The 19,972-nt window shown below is 54.8% G+C and carries 19 protein-coding genes; 12 read left to right on the top strand and 7 right to left on the bottom strand.

Annotated features, from left to right (window positions below):
* The first annotated feature begins 119 nt into the window (after positions 1-119).
* From mreB to lat, 3 genes are all read left to right on the top strand, one after another.
* Positions 120-1,163, top strand: coding sequence for a rod shape-determining protein (gene mreB, locus EH55_RS02570; protein ID WP_037974483.1), 1,044 nt, complete (start codon positions 120-122; stop codon positions 1,161-1,163).
* A complete protein-coding gene (locus EH55_RS02575; protein ID WP_037974484.1) occupies positions 1,163-1,585 on the top strand; it encodes a YkgJ family cysteine cluster protein in 423 nt (140 codons plus the stop codon). The genes mreB and EH55_RS02575 overlap by 1 nt, the downstream gene beginning before the upstream one ends.
* Positions 1,586-1,806: 221 nt before the next feature.
* A complete protein-coding gene (lat, locus tag EH55_RS02580; RefSeq protein WP_037974485.1) occupies positions 1,807-3,174 on the top strand; it encodes an L-lysine 6-transaminase in 1,368 nt (455 codons plus the stop codon).
* A 560-nt stretch (positions 3,175-3,734) separates the two neighbouring features.
* On the opposite strand, the gene EH55_RS13270 is transcribed toward lat, so the two are convergent.
* The 6 genes from EH55_RS13270 to EH55_RS02610 all read right to left on the bottom strand — a co-directional run bounded on the left by EH55_RS13270 (position 3,735) and on the right by EH55_RS02610 (position 9,610).
* Positions 3,735-4,721 (bottom strand): CobW family GTP-binding protein, encoded by a 987-nt coding sequence (locus EH55_RS13270; protein WP_051682567.1) that lies wholly within the window; start codon positions 4,719-4,721, stop codon positions 3,735-3,737.
* Positions 4,722-4,893: 172 nt separating this feature from the next.
* Entirely contained in the window at positions 4,894-5,904 is a 1,011-nt protein-coding gene (locus tag EH55_RS02590; protein ID WP_037974486.1) for a GGGtGRT protein, read from the bottom strand.
* A gap of 14 nt (positions 5,905-5,918) precedes the next feature.
* On the bottom strand, positions 5,919-6,611 hold the full coding sequence (locus tag EH55_RS02595) for an iron-sulfur cluster assembly scaffold protein (protein ID WP_037974487.1): 693 nt from the start codon (positions 6,609-6,611) through the stop codon (positions 5,919-5,921).
* A gap of 76 nt (positions 6,612-6,687) precedes the next feature.
* Entirely contained in the window at positions 6,688-8,076 is a 1,389-nt protein-coding gene (locus EH55_RS02600; RefSeq protein ID WP_037974488.1) for a phosphomannomutase/phosphoglucomutase, read from the bottom strand.
* 117 nt (positions 8,077-8,193) lie between these two features.
* Positions 8,194-8,811, bottom strand: coding sequence for a nitroreductase family protein (locus tag EH55_RS02605; RefSeq protein WP_037974489.1), 618 nt, complete (start codon positions 8,809-8,811; stop codon positions 8,194-8,196).
* Positions 8,812-8,836: 25 nt separating this feature from the next.
* A complete protein-coding gene (locus tag EH55_RS02610) occupies positions 8,837-9,610 on the bottom strand; it encodes a prepilin peptidase (RefSeq protein ID WP_037974490.1) in 774 nt (257 codons plus the stop codon).
* Between EH55_RS02610 and EH55_RS02615 the strand changes: the two genes are divergently transcribed.
* A complete protein-coding gene (locus EH55_RS02615; RefSeq protein ID WP_081839404.1) occupies positions 9,611-9,904 on the top strand; it encodes a tautomerase family protein in 294 nt (97 codons plus the stop codon).
* A 61-nt stretch (positions 9,905-9,965) separates the two neighbouring features.
* Here EH55_RS02615 and EH55_RS13275 read toward each other — a convergent pair whose 3' ends face one another.
* A complete protein-coding gene (locus EH55_RS13275; RefSeq protein WP_051682568.1) occupies positions 9,966-10,796 on the bottom strand; it encodes an IclR family transcriptional regulator in 831 nt (276 codons plus the stop codon).
* Between the two features lie 250 nt (positions 10,797-11,046).
* Between EH55_RS13275 and EH55_RS02625 the strand changes: the two genes are divergently transcribed.
* The 8 genes from EH55_RS02625 (at position 11,047) to EH55_RS02660 (ending at position 19,938) form a co-directional block, all read left to right on the top strand.
* The gene (locus tag EH55_RS02625) at positions 11,047-11,559 is read left to right on the top strand and encodes a fumarate hydratase C-terminal domain-containing protein (protein WP_037974492.1); all 513 of its coding nucleotides are present in this window, start codon (positions 11,047-11,049) and stop codon (positions 11,557-11,559) included.
* Positions 11,560-11,577: 18 nt separating this feature from the next.
* Complete coding sequence (locus tag EH55_RS02630; RefSeq protein WP_037974493.1) at positions 11,578-12,438, top strand: fumarate hydratase; 861 nt, start codon at positions 11,578-11,580, stop codon at positions 12,436-12,438.
* A gap of 28 nt (positions 12,439-12,466) precedes the next feature.
* Positions 12,467-13,816, top strand: a complete 1,350-nt coding sequence (locus tag EH55_RS02635) for an amidohydrolase family protein (RefSeq protein ID WP_051682569.1) — start codon at positions 12,467-12,469, stop codon at positions 13,814-13,816.
* 48 nt (positions 13,817-13,864) lie between these two features.
* Complete coding sequence (locus EH55_RS02640) at positions 13,865-15,118, top strand: methylaspartate ammonia-lyase (protein ID WP_037974494.1); 1,254 nt, start codon at positions 13,865-13,867, stop codon at positions 15,116-15,118.
* A gap of 145 nt (positions 15,119-15,263) precedes the next feature.
* Entirely contained in the window at positions 15,264-16,238 is a 975-nt protein-coding gene (locus tag EH55_RS02645; RefSeq protein WP_051682570.1) for a tripartite tricarboxylate transporter substrate binding protein, read from the top strand.
* Between the two features lie 90 nt (positions 16,239-16,328).
* Positions 16,329-16,826, top strand: a complete 498-nt coding sequence (locus EH55_RS02650) for a tripartite tricarboxylate transporter TctB family protein (protein WP_037974495.1) — start codon at positions 16,329-16,331, stop codon at positions 16,824-16,826.
* An 18-nt stretch (positions 16,827-16,844) separates the two neighbouring features.
* Positions 16,845-18,338, top strand: coding sequence for a tripartite tricarboxylate transporter permease (locus EH55_RS02655; RefSeq protein WP_037974496.1), 1,494 nt, complete (start codon positions 16,845-16,847; stop codon positions 18,336-18,338).
* A 76-nt stretch (positions 18,339-18,414) separates the two neighbouring features.
* Positions 18,415-19,938: a 4Fe-4S binding protein gene (locus tag EH55_RS02660; protein WP_037974497.1), complete on the top strand. Its 1,524-nt coding sequence runs from the start codon at positions 18,415-18,417 to the stop codon at positions 19,936-19,938.
* Positions 19,939-19,972 lie beyond the last annotated feature (34 nt).

A 19,972-nucleotide genomic window follows, 5' to 3' on the forward strand; every position in this document is an offset into this window, starting at 1 on the left:
GAAAGTATATCACAAATATCCCGATATGATAAAATAAATAACCGGCATAAAAGGAGATTGAATCCCGCGGCGGCGGGAGGCGAATCGAGAGGCTTGACCAAGATTGGAGGCTGGCGGATTTGTTCAGCAGAGACATTGGAATAGATTTGGGCACCGCGACCGTGCTCGTGTTCGTCAAGGGGAAAGGCGTGGTGCTGCGCGAGCCCTCAGTCGTCGCGATGGACGAAAACAGCGGGAAAATACTTTCCGTCGGAGAAGACGCGAAAATAATGATCGGAAAAACTCCCGGCAACGTGGTGGCGATACGCCCTCTGCGCGACGGTGTGATAGCCGACTACACGATGACGGAGGTAATGCTCCGCGAATTCATCAAGAAAGCCACTAGCGGCATAGAGCGCTTCGTGCGCCACCGCCTGATGATAGGGGTGCCGGCGGGGGCGACCGACGTTGAGCGCAGAGCGGTGCTTGAGGCCGCACTCGAAGTCGGGGCGAAAGAAGCCTATCTGATCGAAGAGCCGATGGCCGCCGCCATAGGCGCGAACATGCCGGTAGGCGACCCCGTCGGCAACATGGTCGTCGACATAGGCGGCGGGACGTCCGACATAGCGATAGTCTCCCTCGGCGGGCTCGTCGTTTTCGAATCGCTGCGCGTCGGCGGAGATAAATTCGACGAAGCCATCGTGCGCTACATGAGAAAGCAGTACAACTTAGCTATAGGCGAACAGACCGCCGAAGAGGCGAAAAAGCAGATCGGCGCCTGCGATCCGAAGAAAGCGTCGCAGGAAAAAGTCATGGACATCCGCGGGCGCGACCTCGTGCAGGGGCTGCCACGCCAGGTGACGATAAGCAGCTACGACATAGCGCAGGCGATAGACGACCCCGTGAGCGGCATCATCACGGCGATAAAGCGCGTGCTTGAAAAGACGCCGCCGGAACTCTCGGCCGACGTCATGGACCGCGGGATAATCCTCACGGGCGGCGGCGCGTATCTGCGCGGCCTCGCCGAGCTTATAATGGAAGAGACCGAGATAAACGCCGTCATCGCCGAATCGGCGGGGGAATGCGTGGCGCTCGGCACCGGCATCGCGCTCGAATCGCTCGATAAATTGAAAGAGACAGGCGCGGTCTGCCTTGCGACGAAGAGAGGCATGAAAAGCAAATAATGCCCCTCTGGTGGGAAAAAAGCGGGCTGCGCTTCCAGTGCGCCGCCTGCGGACGCTGCTGCGGCGGCGAGCCTGGGATCGTAAACGCGACGCTGCGGGAGCGCGTCGCGATAGCCGCGGAACTCAAAATCGACGAAGAAACGTTAGAAAACGAATACATGACGCTGAAAGAGGGCGTTTTGACCTTTAGAGAGCTTGAAAACTACGATTGTATATTCGTAGAACGAAACTCACGACGCTGTAAAATTTACAAAATCCGTCCTCTTCAATGCCGACTCTTCCCGTTTTGGCCTTCCATGCTGAGGAACAAAGATATCTGGGATTTTTACGCCGGTTTATGCGTTGGAATGAACAGGGGAAAACTCTACCCGCCCGAACTGCTTAAAAAATTCCTTGAACTGCCCTCCGCGCGGCGCCTTTAGCTTAATACATTCACGTGAAATCAGCGCTTTTTTAAAAAACAGGCGAAAACGGAAAAATAAAAATGAAAAATCGCCTTGGATTATCAGCCGAATCGCTTAAATTCGCTGAAATTCGCACTTGAATTTTCAGTCATAAAAATGTACACTATTAGGTGTAGGGATTTAATAATTGAACTTACTCAGATACATAGTTCAAAAAATTTTACGAGGAGGTTGTTCTCATGCCGTCAAAATGCTCAGTAGCACCGAAAGACGTATTCCCGACAATCGAAAAGCTCCTTCTTCGCGATGGCTTCGACATAGTCATCGACATGGAGAATTCGAAAGGAAGCCACATCATCGATCTGGCGAGCGGTAAAAAATGGCTCGATTTCTACACGTTCTTTGCTTCATCGCCGTTCGGAATGAACCATCCGAAGCTCGACAACCCCGAATTCAAAGAAAAAATATTCCGCGCGGCGATCAACAAAGTCGCCAACTCGGACATCTACACGCAGGAAATGGCCGAATTCATCAAAACCTTCGGCGAAGTAGCGGTCCCCGAAGGCTACAATCACGTATTCTTCATCGACTACGGCACGCTGGCGGTCGAAAACACATTCAAGGTCGCGATGGACTGGAAAGTCCAGAAGCTCATGCAGAAGGGCAAAATCACCCCCGGAGAAGCCTACAACGGGCGCAAGGGCACGAAGATCATGCACTTCAACGAAGCCTTCCACGGGCGTTCCGGCTACACCCTTTCCGTGACTAACACGAACGACCCGAACAAGCACCAGCGTTTCGCGAAATTCACGGAATGGCCGCGCATCATCAACCCGAAAATCACCTTCCCGCTCGAAGACAACATCGGGCAGGTAGAATGGCTCGAGGCTCAGGCCATCAAGCAGATCAAACAGGCGATCATGGACGACCCGGACGGAATAGCGGCCGTCATCATCGAGACGATCCAGGGCGAAGGCGGAGACAACCACTTCCGCACCGAATTCTTCCAGAAGCTGCGCCAGATCTGCGACGAGAGCGAAATGCTGCTCATCTTCGACGAAGTGCAGTGTGGCATGGGCATCACCGGCAAGATGTGGGCCTGGCAGCACCATGCGCCGGTCAAGCCGGACCTCTTCTCCTTCGGCAAAAAGGCTCAGATATGCGGGCTCATCGCCGGACCGCGCGTCGACGAAATCGAAAACAACTGCTTCAAAGTCTCCAGCCGCATCAACTCGACGTGGGGAGGCACGGTCGTCGACATGGTCCGCGCGCAGAGATACCTCGAAATCTACCGCGACGAAAAAATTCTCGACTACGTCGCCAACCAGGCCGGCCCGGCGCTCTACAAAGGCTTGAAGCAGCTTGAAGCCGAATTCCCTGGATACATCCGCAACGTGCGCGGCAAAGGGCTTATGTGCGCCTACGACATCTGCTGCCCCGAACTCCGCGACAAATTCCTCAAGGCCTGCCACGCGAACAACATGCTCATCCTTGGCTGCGGCAGCAACACCGTCCGCTTCCGTCCGGCGCTCAACGTGCCCCTCGAAGACATCCAGCTCGGCATCGACATCTCGCGCAAAGCCGCGAAGGAAGTATTCACGAAATAGCAAAACATTCTGCGATAAAAAAGGGCGGCCTCCGGCCGCCCTTTTTTATCGTATAAGAAAACCCCGCGATCGCGGGGTTTTTTGTTTGATAACTTAACGCGCGCCGAGCCGATTTTTTAAAGATTCCTGCGGCGTCTGCGAAAAATTCGTCTTTGCGCCCATAGCGAGGCGGTCGAGCCGTGCCGGAAGCGCGAATGTGCGATTTACGTTTTATTTCTCAGCCTGTCGCGGACGGCCGGCATCCAGACGTCTACGAGTATCGTCGCCTGATTGTCTTCAAGTTTAATATCCATGATTTTGTGGACAGTGTTGGCCGCGAACAAATCCGTGTGACGTTTTTAAGTAACTGGAGCGGAGACAGCTATACTTGTTTATTGTTTTATACGTTTGCCCTTATGGCCCACGCAGTATAGAGTGAGTTCCCAGTGAAAGCACCTGCGGGAGCTTGCGGACGATGTTCCGCTGTCGGCCCTGCCCACTACTGTTTTTGTAATATGTGATGTGCAATTTTTAATGTGTATAGTTAATGGACGATACTATACAGATAGCAGGCGGCGGTGTCAGAAGCGCAGTTCGAGGAGCTTCAGCCCGGCTTCCTGCAGCAGGGCGGGAATCTCTCTTCTCGCCCTCTTCCTTCTGATGAAGATAGCCAGGTTGCGCGGCTGGCTGAAGCCCGGCGCCGCGTCCGCGTAGGTCGGCCTACCACCCTCGACTATGTCGAAGAGCTTCCACTCGCCGTCGGAGTCGAGGAAGTAGCCCTTCGAGCGCACGAGGTCGTCCGGCAGCTTTTCAAGGGCCGCTTTGAATTTTTCCGGATCTCCCTCCCAGAAGGCGCTGAGCGAGGCGAGGCTGTCCGGCGGAGCCATGTGCGGCGTCATGTTCGAGAGCGTGTCTTCTATGAATCTTTCCCACGCTTCGGCGCCGGGGATTTCTTTCATTTTTTCCTGGGAGCCGCCGTCGGCGAGGAATTCCCACGGTATGCCGCCGAATTCCGCGCGCGCTATCTTCGCCGAGGGGTTGAGGCTTCTGAGGTGTTCTTCAAGCGCGTCGGCTTCTTCTTTCGTAACAAGGTCCGTCTTGTTTATCAGCAGATGCGTCGCGGACTCCGTCTGCCGCGACACGGCGTTGAAGAGGTCGAGCCAATCTTCGAAGCGCTGCGCGTCGATGACGCAGACGTTGCCGGCGAAGCGGTAGTAGTCGTGAAGCATGCCGTGGCTCAGGTCTTTTTTCATGTCCGTCGTGTCGGCGACCCCGCTTGCTTCGACGAGCAGCACCGTCGGCCTGTAGTCTTTCAGTATCGTGTAGAGCCCGCGCAGGAAGTCGCCCTTCGCGCACGCGCAGAAGATGGAGCCGCGGCTTATCTCTATCACTTCGAGGCCGTCCCTGCGCACCACGTCGCCGTCGACTCCGGCTTTGCCGAATTCGTTCATCAGCACCGCGATGCGCTCCCCTTCGGGATGTTTTTCCAGCAGATGTTTCAGCAGAGTGGTCTTCCCGCTGCCCAGGAAGCCGGAGAGGAGAAAGACTTTGCATTTGTTCCCGTTCATTTTTTATGCCTCCGGTTCGGGATGAAAGTATGCTTCGCCTCGCTTAGATTAGCATATCTATCAGGCGTTATCAACTACTTCGCCGCCGTTTGTACGCCGCAGAAAGCGCGGCGCCGCATCGGGCGATTTTTTCGCCGGGCGGCGCTGCGCTTCGTTTTATTTTTCCCGGGGTTTAGAATTTTCCGGCCTTCGCCGCCTCTTCGACCGCGACGGCGACGGCGACCGACGCGCCGACCATCGGGTTGTTGCCCATTCCGATGAGCCCCATCATGTCGACGTGAGCCGGGACCGACGAGCTGCCGGCGAACTGCGCGTCGCTGTGCATGCGCCCCATCGTGTCCGTCATGCCGTAGCTCGCGGGGCCGGCCGCCATGTTGTCGGGATGCAGCGTGCGGCCGGTGCCGCCGCCGGAGGCGACGGAGAAGTATTTCCTGCCGTTCTCCACGGCCCATTTTTTATAGGTGCCGGCTACGGGATGCTGGAAGCGCGTCGGGTTCGTCGAGTTGCCGGTTATCGAGACGTCGACTCCTTCGTGCCTCATTATCGCGACGCCTTCGCTGACGTCGTTCGCGCCGTAGCATTTGACCTTCGCCCTGTCGCCGCCGGAGAAGGCTTTTTCCATCGTCACCGCGAGCTCGTCGGTGTACTGGTCGTATTTAGTCTCGACGAAGGTGAAGCCGTTTATGCGCGAGATGATGTAGGCGGCGTCTTTGCCGAGCCCGTTCAATATGACGCGCAGCGGCTCTTTGCGGACTTTGTTCGCGGTGCGCGCGATGCCTATCGCACCCTCGGCGGCCGCGAAGGATTCGTGTCCGGCGAGGAAGCAGAAGCACTTCGTCCCCTCGTCGAGCAGCATCGCCGCCAAGTTGCCGTGCCCGAGCCCGACTTTGCGCTGGTCCGCGACGGAGCCCGGCACGCAGAAGGCCTGCAGCCCCTCGCCGATTTTCTCCGCCGCTTCGGCGGCGCATGCAGCGCCGCTTTTTATCGCGTTCGCCGCGCCGAGCGTGTAGGCCCATACCGCGTTGTCGAACGCTATCGGCTGGATGCCGCGCACAATGGCCGCCGCGTCCACGCCCTTTTCGAGGCAGAGGGCGCGCGCTTCGTCGAGCGACCCTAAGCCCTTTTCTTTGAGAAATGCGTTTATCTTTTCTATCCTGCGTTCGTAGCCTTCGAAGTTTGCCATTTCGCGTACCTCCCCTACTGCCTGCGCGGGTCGATTATTTTGTCGGCCTCCGCGTAGCGTCCGTAAGTGGCCGTGTTCTTTTCGAAGGCCTCTTTGGGATCCGTGCCTTTGCGGATAGCTTCCATCATCTTCCCCAGCGAGACGTAGCGGTAGCCTATTATTTCGCCGTTCTTGTCGAGCGCCTGGTCGAGGACGTAGCCTTCGGCCATTTCCAGATAGCGCGGCCCCTTTGCGAGAGTGCCGTACATCGTGCCGATCTGCGAGCGGAGCCCCTTGCCGAGGTCTTCGAGCCCGGCGCCGATCGTCAGCCCGTCGTCGGAGAAGGCGCTCTGCGTCCTGCCGTAGGCTATCTGAAGGAAGAGTTCGCGCATCGCGGTGTTTATCGCGTCGCATACGAGGTCCGTATTCAGCGCTTCGAGAATCGTCTTTCCTGGGAGAATCTCCGAGGCCATGGCCGCGGAGTGCGTCATGCCGGAGCAGCCGATAGTTTCAACGAGGGCTTCCTGTATCACGCCGTTCTTGACGTTCAGCGACAGCTTGCAGGCCCCCTGCTGCGGCGCGCACCAGCCGATGCCGTGCGTGAAGCCGGAGATGTCTCCTATCTGCCGTGATTCTACCCATTTCCCTTCTTCTGGAATGGGCGCCGGGCCGTGCTTAGCGCCCCGCGCCACGCATACCATTTCTTCAACTTCGCGAGAGTATTGCATTTGCAGGTCTCCTCCTTAAAGTAAATGGAACTTTACGCTTTGTAGCCTTATAAAAATTTGCAAGCCTTTCGCGGCGTTAATATCCCCACTCGAAATCGGGGCTTCCGGCTTCCAGCAGGCGCCGCTTCATATCCTTCGTTATTTCGTCGAGCGCTTCTTTTGTGCGCCCCTCGCAGCGCGCGACGAGGACCGGCTGTGTGTTGGAGACGCGCACGAGTCCCCAGCCGTTTTCATATACGATTCTCACGCCGTCTATCGTGATGACGTTCAGCTTTTCCGCTGCGGCCTTTTCCTTCACGCGCTCGACGACGCCGGCTTTTTTGTCGTCCGGGCAGTCGTAGCGCGTCTCTATCGTCGAAGGATAGATTGGAATAGCCTTCATCATTTCCGAAAGCGGCTTATCCGTGTTCGACAGAATACGCGCCATGCGCCCGGCTGCGTAAAAGGCGTCGTCGTAGCCGAAGTATTCGTCGGCGAAGAACATGTGCCCCGAGACTTCGCCGGAGAAGAGCGCGCCCTCTTCGCGCATCTTCGCCTTGACGAGCGAGTGTCCCGCCTTCCACCATAGCGGCCTGCCGCCAAGCCTCTCGACCGTCTCCGGCAGGGCCATCGAGCTTTTTATCTCGCAGATGGCGAGCGCACCCGGGTGCTTTGGCAATATCTCGCTCCAGTAGAAGGCCATCAGGCGGTCTCCCCAGATCACCTCGCCGCGGTCGTCGACGACGCCGATTCTGTCGGAGTCCCCGTCGAAGCCGGCGCCGAAGTCGGCGCCCGTTTTGCGCACGGTATCTATGAGCGCGCTCAGGTTTTCGCGCTTCGTCGGGTCTGGATGGTGGTTGGGGAAGTTCCCGTCCGGTTCGCTGAAGAGCTCCGTCACGTCGCAGCCGATGCGGCGCAGGAACTCCGGCGCGTAGAGCCCGCCGGTGCCGTTGCCGCAGTCGCAGACGACCTTCGGCCTGCGCGGGCCGAGCTTTATCTTCGATACGAGCATGTCGACGTATTCCGCGTTGATATCCGCCGCCGCGTATCCGCCCTGCTTTTCCGCCTCCGGCATGTCGCCGGCGGCTATCATCCTGTAGATTTCCTGGATGTCGTCGCCCCAGAGCGTCGCTTTTTGGTAGGCGAGCTTGAGCCCGTTGAACTCCCTGGGGTTGTGGCTCCCCGTCACCATGACGCCGCCGCGGGCGTCGAAGCGGTATAGGCTCCAGTAAAAGGCCGGAGAGGATACCATCCCGAGGTCGACGACGCCGACGCCGGAGCTCCTTAGCCCGCGCGCGGCCGCGGCCTTTATGCGAGCGGTGGAGAGCCTCGCGTCTCCGCCGAGCGTGGCGCGGGCGACGCCTCGGCGCATGAGCCACGCGCCGTAAGCCCGCCCGATCAGATAGACTTTCTCGTCGGCGAGCTCCGTATCGGCGATGCCCCTTATGTCATATTCGCGGAAAATGTGCGCGGGGACTAAACTCATAGTACTTCCTCCATTCTGTGCGGCGTCTGCTCTTGCTAAGAATAAAGCTTTCGCGCGCCTTTTGCAACAGACGAAAGGTTCAAAAAAACCGGCCCGATGCGAGGGCCGGCCGTCGCCTCACTGTCTGCCGACGAGCATTACGCCGGTTATTTTCGCGACGGGGCTCAAATTCAGCGAGGATTCGATCTTCAACCTATTGAATGATTCGACGAAGCGCGCCTTGAGCCCGAGCGCCTGCGCCGCGAGATAGACGTTCTGCGACATCGCGCCCGTCGCTATGTAGCTGAAGTTCTCCATGTTCATCATGCCGCTGCTGACGAAGACGAGGACGCAGGGCGCCGTTTTTGCGAAGTCCTGGGTGACGGCGCCGGAGGGCAGTCTTTTCTCGTCGCTCTGCTCGATTAGCGCGTGCTTCTCCCAGCTGTAAAGGAAACCGCCCTTCCTGAGAAGGACGTAGATCGAGACGTAAGGCTCGCGCCCCATCGCCATCGGCACCGTCCAGCCCTTCGGCTCCCTGTTTTTGCCACTCGCGGCCCAGAGGATCGTCGAAAGCTCCTCCTGCGTGAGCTCGTCCTTTGCAAAAATCTTCTGCTCCGCCGACGCGCGCAGCGCTATCGCCTCAAGCACCGAGGGACCGCCGCCCCTGTCAGGCTCCGGCAGCAGAACGCTCGCCGCGAAGGCCGCCGAAGAGGCCGCGAGAATGAGCGCCGCAGTCAAAAGTACCAGTTTTTTCATATAGTTTTCCTCCTGTTTTTTCAGTTTAAATCCACGGCCATGAGGCCGCATAACCCAGAAAATAGAGCATAGCCCCGCCGAAGAGCATCGAGAAGAACATGCCGGCGCAGAGGAACGGCCCGAGCGGAATCGCGCTCTTGCGCGTCACCCTTTTGGCGGCGAGCAGCGGCAGCACGACCGCGCCGCCGGCGAGGAAGCCGAGATAGAGCGAGATCAGCGTCATCTTCAGCCCCATGAAGGCGCCTATGCCGAGCATCAGCATCGCGTCGCCGACGCCCATCTTGCCGCGGCTGACGATGATTATAGCGCCGATCACCGCGAAGCCGGCCGCCGCGCCGAGCGCCCCGTCGACGACGGCGCTCAGGCCGTGCGGCAGGCGCATTACTAACCCGCAGACCGCCATCGCTATCGCCCACGAATCGTAAATGTAGCCGGTGTAGAGGTCGGTCAGCGAGTGAAAGGCCGCGAATGGCAGCGCCGCCGCAGCGAAGAGAAAGGCCGGAGCCGGGCCGAAGCGCCATGCGAGCAGCGAAAGCAGCGCGGCGCCGACGATTTCCGCGAAAAAATGGCGCGGCGGGATCTTCGCGCCACAGCTGCGGCACCTGCCGCCGAGTGCAACGAAGGAGAGAAGCGGTACAAGGTCGCGCGCCGAAAGCGCGCGCCCGCAGGCGTCGCATACCGAGCGCTCTTTCCCCCACCATTTCTTCCCCACGTCGGCGCGCATCGCGGCCGCGTTCGCGAAGGAGCCGAGCGCGGCGCCGAGCCAGAAAGCGAAAAACGTAAGAATCGCCTTTTCCATATGCTCCCCCCAGCCGCAAAGCGTGTAAAATATAAAGCATATTTTACACGCAACGCGTATTTTTTCATAACGGAGGCTGCTGCAATGCCGATAGTAATGGTGAACATCAAAGAGGGGCGCACTGTCGAACAGAAGCGCGCGATGGTGACGAAGATGACGGACGTCCTTTGCGAGACGATGAACGTTAAGCCGGCGTCGGTGCGCATCATCATCAACGAGATGAAGAACGACAACTTCGCGATAGCGGGGACTCTCGTCTGCGACGATCCGTCAAAGCAGATAAAGAAAAATTAATCCGGCGTTTGCGAAAAGAGCAGGAAAGGTCGCGCGTAAAACCGCGCGGCCGCTTGTCGGCCTACATGTTTTCGATGATATGTTCGAGCGAAGGGCTCCTGAAGAGGAAGCCCGAGCCTTCGTCGCGGCTCCAGCCGAAGGTGGACGATATCTCCATGCAGTATTCCGGAATGCGCTTTTTGAGCCCGAGCGCAACCCCGTCGGTAAATCTCGCGCTCGGTCCGGTCACCGCTACCGTGCAGAGGATATTGTCCCCTCTTTCCACGACCGGCCCTGCGATCGAGGAGAAGCCCTCCTGGTACTCGTTTACGCAGTAGCTGTATCCATCCCTGCAGAAATTGTAAAGCGCCCTCATCAGCCTGCGCCTGTCGGTCGTCGTGAACGCGGTTAGGCTGTGCGCATCCTTAATAAAGGCATCCTGTTCTTCCGGCGAGGCGTAAGCAAGAAACCCCCTGCCGCCCGCGCCGCCCCATAACACGTAGCGGGAGCCGACGGTCGGCGAGAATTTGAAGTTGTGGAATGCCGGGACCTTTTCAAAGCATACGCGGTGATTGCCGTCCCTTACGTAAATCAGCGCCGTCTCTCCGAACTCGTCCCTCAGCTTTACAAGGTACGGATAGATCACCTTCCTCAGAAAATCGCTTTGCTTTGCGCAGTAGCCGAGTCCGTAAACGCGCCTGCCGAGGCCGTAGCGCTTCGTGCGCTTATCCCTTACCAGAAAAGATTCCTGCTCCAAAATTCCCGCGATTCTCGAAGCCGTGGAGTAGGGGATCTGTACGATCTTTGATATTTGCATGAGCGAAAGATCGTCGGTGCCCCTTGTAAAGCAGTTCAATATATCAAGCGCCCTGCGAATTGCCTGGGTGCCGGTTTCGGCATGTTTTTCATCCATGTGAATTCCTCCGTATGCAAAGCCGTCCGAGCTATAATTATGCAACATGTTTGCAATATATAACTTAACTTTTACGATAGATTTTAACAAAAAACCTCGCTGAAGAACAGCTTTCATTCTCTTTATCCGCCGTTAGCGATTTTTTGCACTTGACAGCTGTTATAATTTTCAGTATGATTATTTCACCACATATAAGATATTATATCCATAATATGGATATTGCGGCAATTTCAGATGAGGTGGTGCGGTAATGAAGATACAGATGCCTGTCGACGACGAGAGGATAAGGGAACTGCGCGTTTACGACATGGTGGAAATTTACGGGCCGATTTTCACGGGACGCGACGCCGTTTTGCCGAAGGTCGTGAAATGCATTGAAGAGGGGACGTGCGAGAAGAGGGGAATCTTCCTGAGGGGATCGGCGGTGTTCCACACCGCGGTCAGCCCTGCCGGAATAGGGCCGACTTCGAGCAACAAGCTCGATATAGAGGGGAGCATCCCGGCGCTATCGGCAGCGGGAGTGAGGATGCATATAGGGAAAGGCAGCCTGAAAAGGGAAACGGTGGAAGCGTTGAAGAAATATAATTCGATTTTCCTCGTTACTCCCCCGAGCACTGCGCTGCTCACGTCGACGATTAAGAAGAAACGCGTCGTCGCATTCCCCGAAGAGGGCATGGAAGCGCTTTATGAAGTGGAAGTAGAGAAGTTTCCCGCGATAGTCGCCGTCGCAGGCGGCGTGTCGATTTACGACGAGCGTGATTAAGTGTGAGAGGTACATGTGATGATAGACTGCACAGAAGTAAGCGAAAAGACGGCTCAGACGCTGGTCAGAGCCAGCACGGTATTCCGCCCCGACCAGATAGCGGCTTATAAGCGCGCGGTCGAAAAGGAAGAGAGCCCCCACGCAAAATGGGTGCTGAACAACATCCTTGAGAACGCCGAAATAGCTGAGCAGAAATCTTTCCCGCTCTGCGACGATACCGGCATCCCGCATCTCTTCCTCGAAATCGGCGACGAGTGCGCGGTGCCCGCAGGCTTTTACAGGGCGGTAGAAGAGGGTGTCGCCAAGGGGCTTAAGATGCTGCCGGGGCGCCCGATGGCCGTTAAGGGAAACGACGAAGAGCGCATCAGCCAGTGTAAAGGGCTTTATGAAAATCCTGACGCTCTGTCGATGGCCCCAGTCCAGACAAGGCGCGTCCCGGGAAAGGACATACGCCTTACCGTGATGATGTACGGCGGCGGCCCTGAGATCCGCGGGAAAACGCTGCGCGTCTTCCACAAGCACTCCCTTGATACCGTGATAAACGAGATGATCGCATGGGGCGCGGAGGGCGCGAAGCTTCTCGGCTGCCTGCCGTGCGTGCTCGTCTTCGGCATCGGGCGTTCGAATTACGAAGCCGCGTCGCTGGGGATGGAGGCGATGGCGAAGGGCAATTTCCTCGTCCAGTCCGACATCGAAAAGAGAATAACCGACGCGGTGAACGAATCTGGCTGCGGAGCCCTCGGCCTCGGCGGCAAAACGACCGTATTGGGTACCTTCGTCAAGGTCGGGCCGCAGCGGGCGAGCGGGATAAGGGTTGTCTCAATGAGGCTTGGCTGCTGCTTTGACCCACGCCGCGCCGAGTGCCTCTTTGAAGGATAAAGGTTAATTTACACCAGGAGGCTGTAAAATGAAGATATTCAAGAACGCTACCGTCGTTACCGGGGACGGCAAGACAGTGCTGGAAAAGGCGAACGTCATCGAGGCCGACGGGCTCGTAGCCGACGTGAACCTCTACTACGACGAGAACATCGAAAGCTATGCCGAAGAAGTAGTCGACTGCACCGGCAAATGCGTGATGCCGGGCATGATCAACCACCACCAGCACGGAGTGACCTTCGGAACGATGTTCGCGAGCGGCTGCGTCAACTACGGACGCGAGTTCATACTCGACCACCTCGACAGAAGCCTGCTGCAGGGGCACACGACGGTCCTTAATGTCGACGGCTTCGCGACGATGGATGAAGTGGAAGAGACGCAGAAATGCCATCCAATCCGCATCAAGACGGCGACGACGCACGCCCCGATCAACTACCACGCCGGAGAGCTCTGCGACGGCAAAGGCTTCCAGCCGAAGCACAAGGCGATGACTATCGAAAAAATGCTCGCCGACGGCGCGGTCTGCATCGGAGAGGTCGGCGGCGGGCATACGCTCGGCGGCGGCGGGCAGGATTATCTCTACATCCCGCGCGCGGTAAAAGAGGCCAAAGGCAAGGATATCGATTACCTCCAGGCCCGCGCTATGAAGCTTTCCGTCCTCGGGCGCTACATCGAAGAATCATACTACGACCGCGACCGCGTCGCGGCGGCACTTAAAGAGGCGAAGCTCGACAGCTTCCTCACCCCCGAAGAGACGAGAGACATCGTCTACAAGACGACGCTCGCTTCCGTGAAGGTCGCGCTTGACGGATACCGCGAAGCGGCCGGACTTGCGAAGAGATACAACGTTCCCCTGATGATTCACAACGCCCCCACATCGAAATACATCGTGCACGAAATCGCGAAGATGGGGCTCTCGACTCTCATCTGCTGCCATTCCAACTACCTATTCACGACGGAAGAGTGCGTGGAGAACGGCCGCTACCTCAAGCAGTTCCCCGGCGTGGTGCTTGACGCGGCGGTCCACGATCCGTGGGGTGCGAAGCATCTCGTCTCAGGGCCGGAGAATCTCTACGCCTTCTATGAAAACGACCTCGTCGACATCATCTCTACGGACTTTGCGGCCGGACACAGCGATTCGATGCTCGAAGCGATACAGCACGCGGCTCTCGAAAAGAAGCTCGTCGACCTCGCGAAGGCGGTGCGCCAGGGCACTTCGCGCGTGACGGAAGTGTTGCCGCTCCTTGCGCCGAATCTCGGCCTGCTGAAGAAGGGGTATTCGGCGGACATCGTCGTCACGGAATATCCGCAGCTCAAGAACGTCGAAAGAGTTTACATCGACGGCAAGCTCGTAGCCAAGGACGGAAAAGTTTTCCGCTAATAGCTAATAATAAATTTCTCAAAAAATTCTGAAAGGAACGAACTTAAAATGAAAGTCAAAAAGGTACTTTGCTCGAAAGCGCTCACAGGCTTCTACATGGACGACAAGGAGGCCATCAAGGCCGGCGCGAAATCGGACGGCTTCGTCTATAAAGGCAAACCGGTAACGCCGGGCTTCAAATCGATCAGACAGCCGGGCGTCGCCGTCTCCGTAATGTTCATACTCGAAGACGGACACATGGTCTACGGGGATTGCGCGGTAGCGCAGTACGCGGCCAACGGCGGAAGAGAGATCCCCAACACGGCCGAAGCGCTTATGAAGCTCGTCGATAAATACGTAGCACCCTACTTTGAAGGCATGGACATCAAAGAGTTCAAATCGACGGCTGAAAAATTCGACCGCTACGAGTTTGACGGCAAGCGCCTCCCCGCTTCCGTCCGCTACGGTGTAACGCAGGCGATACTCGAAGCCGTCGCCTATGACCAGAAGCTCACGATGTGCGAAGTAGTCCTCAACGAGTACCATCTGCCGCTCGACCTCACGCCGGTCCGCATCAACGCGCAGTCGGGCGACGAGCGCTACACGAACGTAGACAAGATGATCCTCAAGAAGGTCGGCATGATGCCGCACGGGCTCATCAACAACGTCGAAGAAAAGCTTGGGACGGACGGGCAGATATTCCTTGACTGGGTCAAATGGGTCACAAAGCGTATATCCGAGATAGGCGAACCCGACTACAAGCCCGTTATGCGCTACGACGTGTACGGCTGCATCGGCAAGGCCTTCAACAACGACCTTGACAAGGTTGGAGAGTACCTTATCAAGGTCGCCGATGCTTGCAAGCCCTACGAGGTGTTCGTGGAAATGCCCGTCGATATGAAGTCGAACGAGAAGCAGCTCGAAGCGATGAAGTATCTGCGCAAATACCTCGACGACGCGGGATGCCGGCTCAAGCTCATCATCGACGAATACGCGAACACCTACGAGGAGATCGTGCAGTGGGTCGACGCCAAGGGTGCCGATATGGTCCAGGTCAAGACGATAGACTTGGGCGGCATCAACAACATAATCGAGGCCGACCTCTACTGCAAGGCCCACGGGGTCCTCGCTTACCAGGGCGGCACCTGCAACCAGACGGACAAAGCGGCCATCGTCTGCGCGAACCTCGCGGTCGCGACAAAGCCCTTCGCGATGGCCGGCACTCCCGGGATGGGTGTCGACGAGGGCGTGATGATCGTCAGCAACGAACAGGACAGACTGCTCGCCTACCTTAAGGCGAAACAGGAAGGGCTCCTTCGTTAAAAAACAAAAACTTTTTTATTTAAGTGGGATAGTGTGAATACTGTCAACTTACACTATCCTGCTCCCGGTGAGGGTGTAAATGTTTTAGGTCGATAAAAATTTTACCCTAAGCTAAGTTTAAATATTCAGGAGGTTGATATTTATTATGAAGAAGCTTTTTACGGTTTGCATAATTGTGCTGTCTGTGCTGTTTTTGCAAAACCAGCTTTATGCGGCTGAATGGCCCTCTGGAAAAATTACTTTGCTTGTCCCGTATAAAGCGGGCGGATCCGCAGATGCTATGGGACGTGGGTTAGCTAAATATTGGGAAAAATATTTAGGAGTACCTGTTATTGTTGACAACAGAGACGGCGCTTCAAGCCAAGTGGGAACGACCATTTATTCAAGAATGCCAGTCGATGGCAATAGTGTATATTTGGGGTGCCAGGTATATTTTAGTTCCAATATTATTACGCACAATGCAAAATATCAATTTGACCAATTTGAACTTCTTAACATTCAACAGGAGGACCCTATTGAAATCAGCGTGCTGAATGATTCAAAGTATAAAAGTGCTAAAGCGCTTTTTGAAGCTATAAAAAACAACCCTGGCAAACTGAAATGCGGATATATAGCTGGAGGCCCACAGAATATTGCGGCTTCAATATTGAAAAAGGAATATGGTCTAGATTTTAAATCGGTCACATATGACAATGGAAACAGTACAAGAACAGCGCTGCTGGGAAAACGTGTAGATTTCATGATTGGAAATTCTGGCGGCGATATATCGCTTGCCGGCAAAGCAAGGATATTGGTTATTCTAGGGCAGAAAAGAGGCGGTATGTTCCCTGATATACCGACCTTTGCCGAAGTATTTGATGGAAAACAGTTTGCGCCGCTTTCCGTTACAACATTTATAGCTGTACATTCCGATTTGAAAAAGAAGTACCCTGAAAGGTACGAAAAGCTATTGAAGTCGTATCAACAGACAATGGATGATCCTGGTTATAAAAAATTCCTTGAAGAATCAAAACAGAATGCAATTACTCAGAATATCGGGCCGGAAAAGAGCGCGGAACAGAACCGTGCTATACACGAGCTTGTCAAGAAGTATAAGGACGATTTAGTCGTGAAAAAGTGATTTTTTGAAGTATAAGGGCTAATTTGCAGTTGTCCCTCTTTAGCCCTTTGATCTTTACTGTTTAGTTTAGAGAGAGGTGCAAAACTTTTAATGTCAAGATTTATTATTTCGCTTTTTATGCCGACGGTTATCCTCATTTTATCCGGCGCATATTATCTCGAAAGCATAAATGTTGATCCAATAGATAAGATATTAATAAAACCAACGTGTTTGTTGATTTTGTTAATCTATATGTATTTTGTTGTTGTTGAATTTATAAATTATAAAAAATCAAAACACGTTCACGTTAAAGTTAACGAAAGCACTGAAATTGAGATGAACGCGGTTAATAACAATGCTGCCAGGAAAACGCATATCCCTTATAAAGAGCTGGCAATAATTTTTATGACGGCTCTTTATGTGCTGGCAATACAATATCTTGGTTTTGTCTTTACAAGCATTGTTTTTATGGCTTCAATGTTTTACATATTAAATGTCCGTAAAGTATGGATAATTGCGGTTTTCTCGATTTTCAGTACAATTTTGCTCTATTTTGCTTTTAAAGTGGTTCTTATGCTCCCGCTTCCCGAAGGGATATTTGCTTTTTAGTTATCTGAGGTGATAACGGTGGACTTTACTCCATTTATTGAAGGTTTTGGAATCATCCTTGTTCCTAAGTTTATAATGTATATGTTCTCCGGCGTGTTTTTCGGGCTGATATTAGGCGCTTTGCCCGGCTTAACAGGCACATTGGGAATTGCCTTGATGCTTCCCTTTACCTATAACATGGATCCTTTAACCGCTATGGTGTTTTTGCTCTCTATATATTCCGGTGGATTGTTCGGCGGGGCTATTACTGCTATTATGATAAATACCCCGGGATCTCCGGCTAATATTGCGACTATGCTTGATGGTTACCCTATGATGAAAAAGGGGCAGGCAAGCGAAGCATTGGGACTTGCGTTAACCAGTTCTGTCATAGGCGGCATCGTAGGGTGTGTATTTTTGCTGTTAATTACAGAACCTCTTGCAACGCTTTCTTTAAAATTCGGACCAGCTGAAATGTTTATGGTTGCAATTTTCGGGCTTACGGTCGTCGGTAGCTTAGGCGCTGACCCACTCAAGGGGGTCTTCAGCGGGCTTTTCGGAATCCTTTTAGGAACAATAGGTATGAATGCAAACGGCATTGAACGCGGCACATTTGGCATTCTTTATTTGTTAGACGGTATCCCGTTAATCCCCTGCCTTATAGGCTTTCTGTCGCTGCCGGAAATTATGTCGCTTATCGATCAGCCGTATGTAGTAAGTGGCAAAGTCTCTAACCCGAGCTTAATAAAGATGCTATCTGTCTGGAAGGATATAATCAAGTGCTGGGTGCAAGTTTTAGCAACTGCTGTTCTTGGAGTCATTGTCGGGATAATGCCCGCGGCAGGGGCCACTGTCGCAAGCCTTCTCTCATATAACCAGTGTAAACAGTTCTCTAAAAAAAGAAAATTGTTTGGGACTGGTATCCCTGAAGGTATTATCGCAAGCGAGACGGCAAATAACGCCTCTGAAGGCGGGGCGATGTCAACAATGCTCGTTTTAGGAATTCCCGGCAGCGCCTCAACCGCTATGCTTCTTGGCGCCTTGATGCTCCAAGGATGGGTTCCTGGCCCGAGCCTGTTTATTGACCACAGGGACATAGTTTACGCGGCGATTTCTTCGCTTTTTATTCAGCAGATTGTAATGTATATCGTTGGTTTGCTGATTTCTTTGTGCGCAGCGTATGTTCTCAAGATACCTGTCCGTTACCTTATTCCCTGCGTTTTGATGTTCATGGTGCTGGGCGCCTTCGCAAATAGGAACGCCTTCTTTGATGCGGGGCTTATGCTGATCTTTGGTCTTATGGGGTATGTAATGAAAAAACACGATTTTCCTGTTATGCCGACTGTTCTTGGGATAATTTTAGGGCCAATTGCTGATAGGGAGCTATTGCGTACCGTTCAGACCTATTCAGGGAATTACCTGACGATTTTTGAGCAGCCCATTGTTGTAATTCTTCTGTTGGTAAGCATTGCAAGTGTGGCTACACCTATTATATTGAAGCGACGGGATGCAAAGAGAGATGTTGTAGTTTAGCAAAAAGTCTTTTGTTTGTTCTAAATTGTTGTCTATTGAGCTAAGTCAACTTTAAATTAAAGAAGGAGTCAAGATTATGATATCGGTAAATCTGCAAAAATGCGTCGGCTGCGGCATATGCGAGCTGGTCTGCCCCTCTTCGGCGATAAAAGTCGTCGATAAGAAAGCGGCGGTGAACGATAACTGCGTACATTGCCTGACCTGCGTGAAGTACTGCAAGCCCGGCGCGCTTGCGGAAGATGCGGTCGCAGAGGACGCCCTTCTCTGCCGCAACTGCGGCGTCGGCTGCCGGATCCCGCGGGGAAAGCTGGGCGCCTGCAAGCGCTTCCGCAACGAGAACGGAAAGCTTGAACTCGTCAGGCCTCTTCAGATTCCAACAAATACCGAAGTGCCCGCCGAAAAGATAGCGACTATGAAGCCTGTCGTTTCGGCCGTCGGCGCCGGAGCCGCCTACCCGGACTATAAGCCGGCTCCGTATATCGTAACGGAAAAACGTGGGGGTTTCGACGTCGTCACAGTCGTAACCGAAGCGCCGGTCTCTTACAGTTCGATGATGGTCAAAATCGACACTAACGCGCACATCGGCGATGAAGGCGCGCTCGTCCGCAGAAGCGGCAGGGTTGTAGGCATCGTGACTACCGAACAGTACGGCTCTCATATCCTCATTTTAGGCGGAGTGAATAAAGTAAAGGGCCCCGACGGGATGTTCGTCGTAAAGACTATGGCGGAGCTCGGCAACAAGCAGAAGGTGACTCTCACGGTCGACGGCGGATGTACGCTTGAGCTGCAGGTGGGAGAGCATCCTGTGATCAACGGCGCAGTCGACGACAAGATGCGCGTAGGTTGCGGCGGCGCCTGCTGTGGGCTTTTCGCGCGCTCGCTCGCTCCGCTCGTAGACGAAGCGATAATTCTCGATCACCATATCACCGGGCTCTTCACGAAGCATCCCGCCGGTGCGGAGCAGAAGCCCTACAGCGGAGTTACCCCCGTGGGACGCCTCGCGACGAACGGACGCTACTTCTTCGAACACGGCGACGGCTGGGGCGGAACGAATATCAAGGACCCGATCGACGCGATAAAGGATATCGATATGAGCGTCGCCAAGCCGGGAATGAAGATTCTCGTCGCCGAAACGACGTGGCGTAAAATAGCGCTCTTCGAAGTGTCGAAAGAGGGCAGGCCCGTTCCCGTCGAGATTCCCGCGGAACTTGAGGAATTCCGCAAAATGGCGGCCGGCTGCTGCGAAGATAGCCGCGTATCAGCGATGTATTACGCCGGCGTCGGCGGAAGCGCGAGAGCCGGCGTGACGGTGGACCCCATACAGATCACAAAGGCCGTGCACAGAGGGGACGCGACGCTCACTATAGCGGGGGCGCCTGCGTACGTCATGCCCGGCGGCGGCATCACCTTCCTCGCGGACGTTGAAAAGATGATAGAGCACCCCTTCAACTACACCGCCTCGCCGGCGGTCCTCGCTCCTATCGAATATACGATGACCGTTGAGAATTATAAGAAGATCAAGGGGCACGTGCACGCGATGCGCACGAAGGAGGACGTTCTCAAAGAAGGCAGATTCGGGTACACGAAGCTGAAGGATTAGCGCCTGATTGACTGCCCGTTGTTATGCGGCGGGC

The organism is Synergistes jonesii (assembly GCF_000712295.1).
GTDB lineage: Bacteria > Synergistota > Synergistia > Synergistales > Synergistaceae > Synergistes > Synergistes jonesii.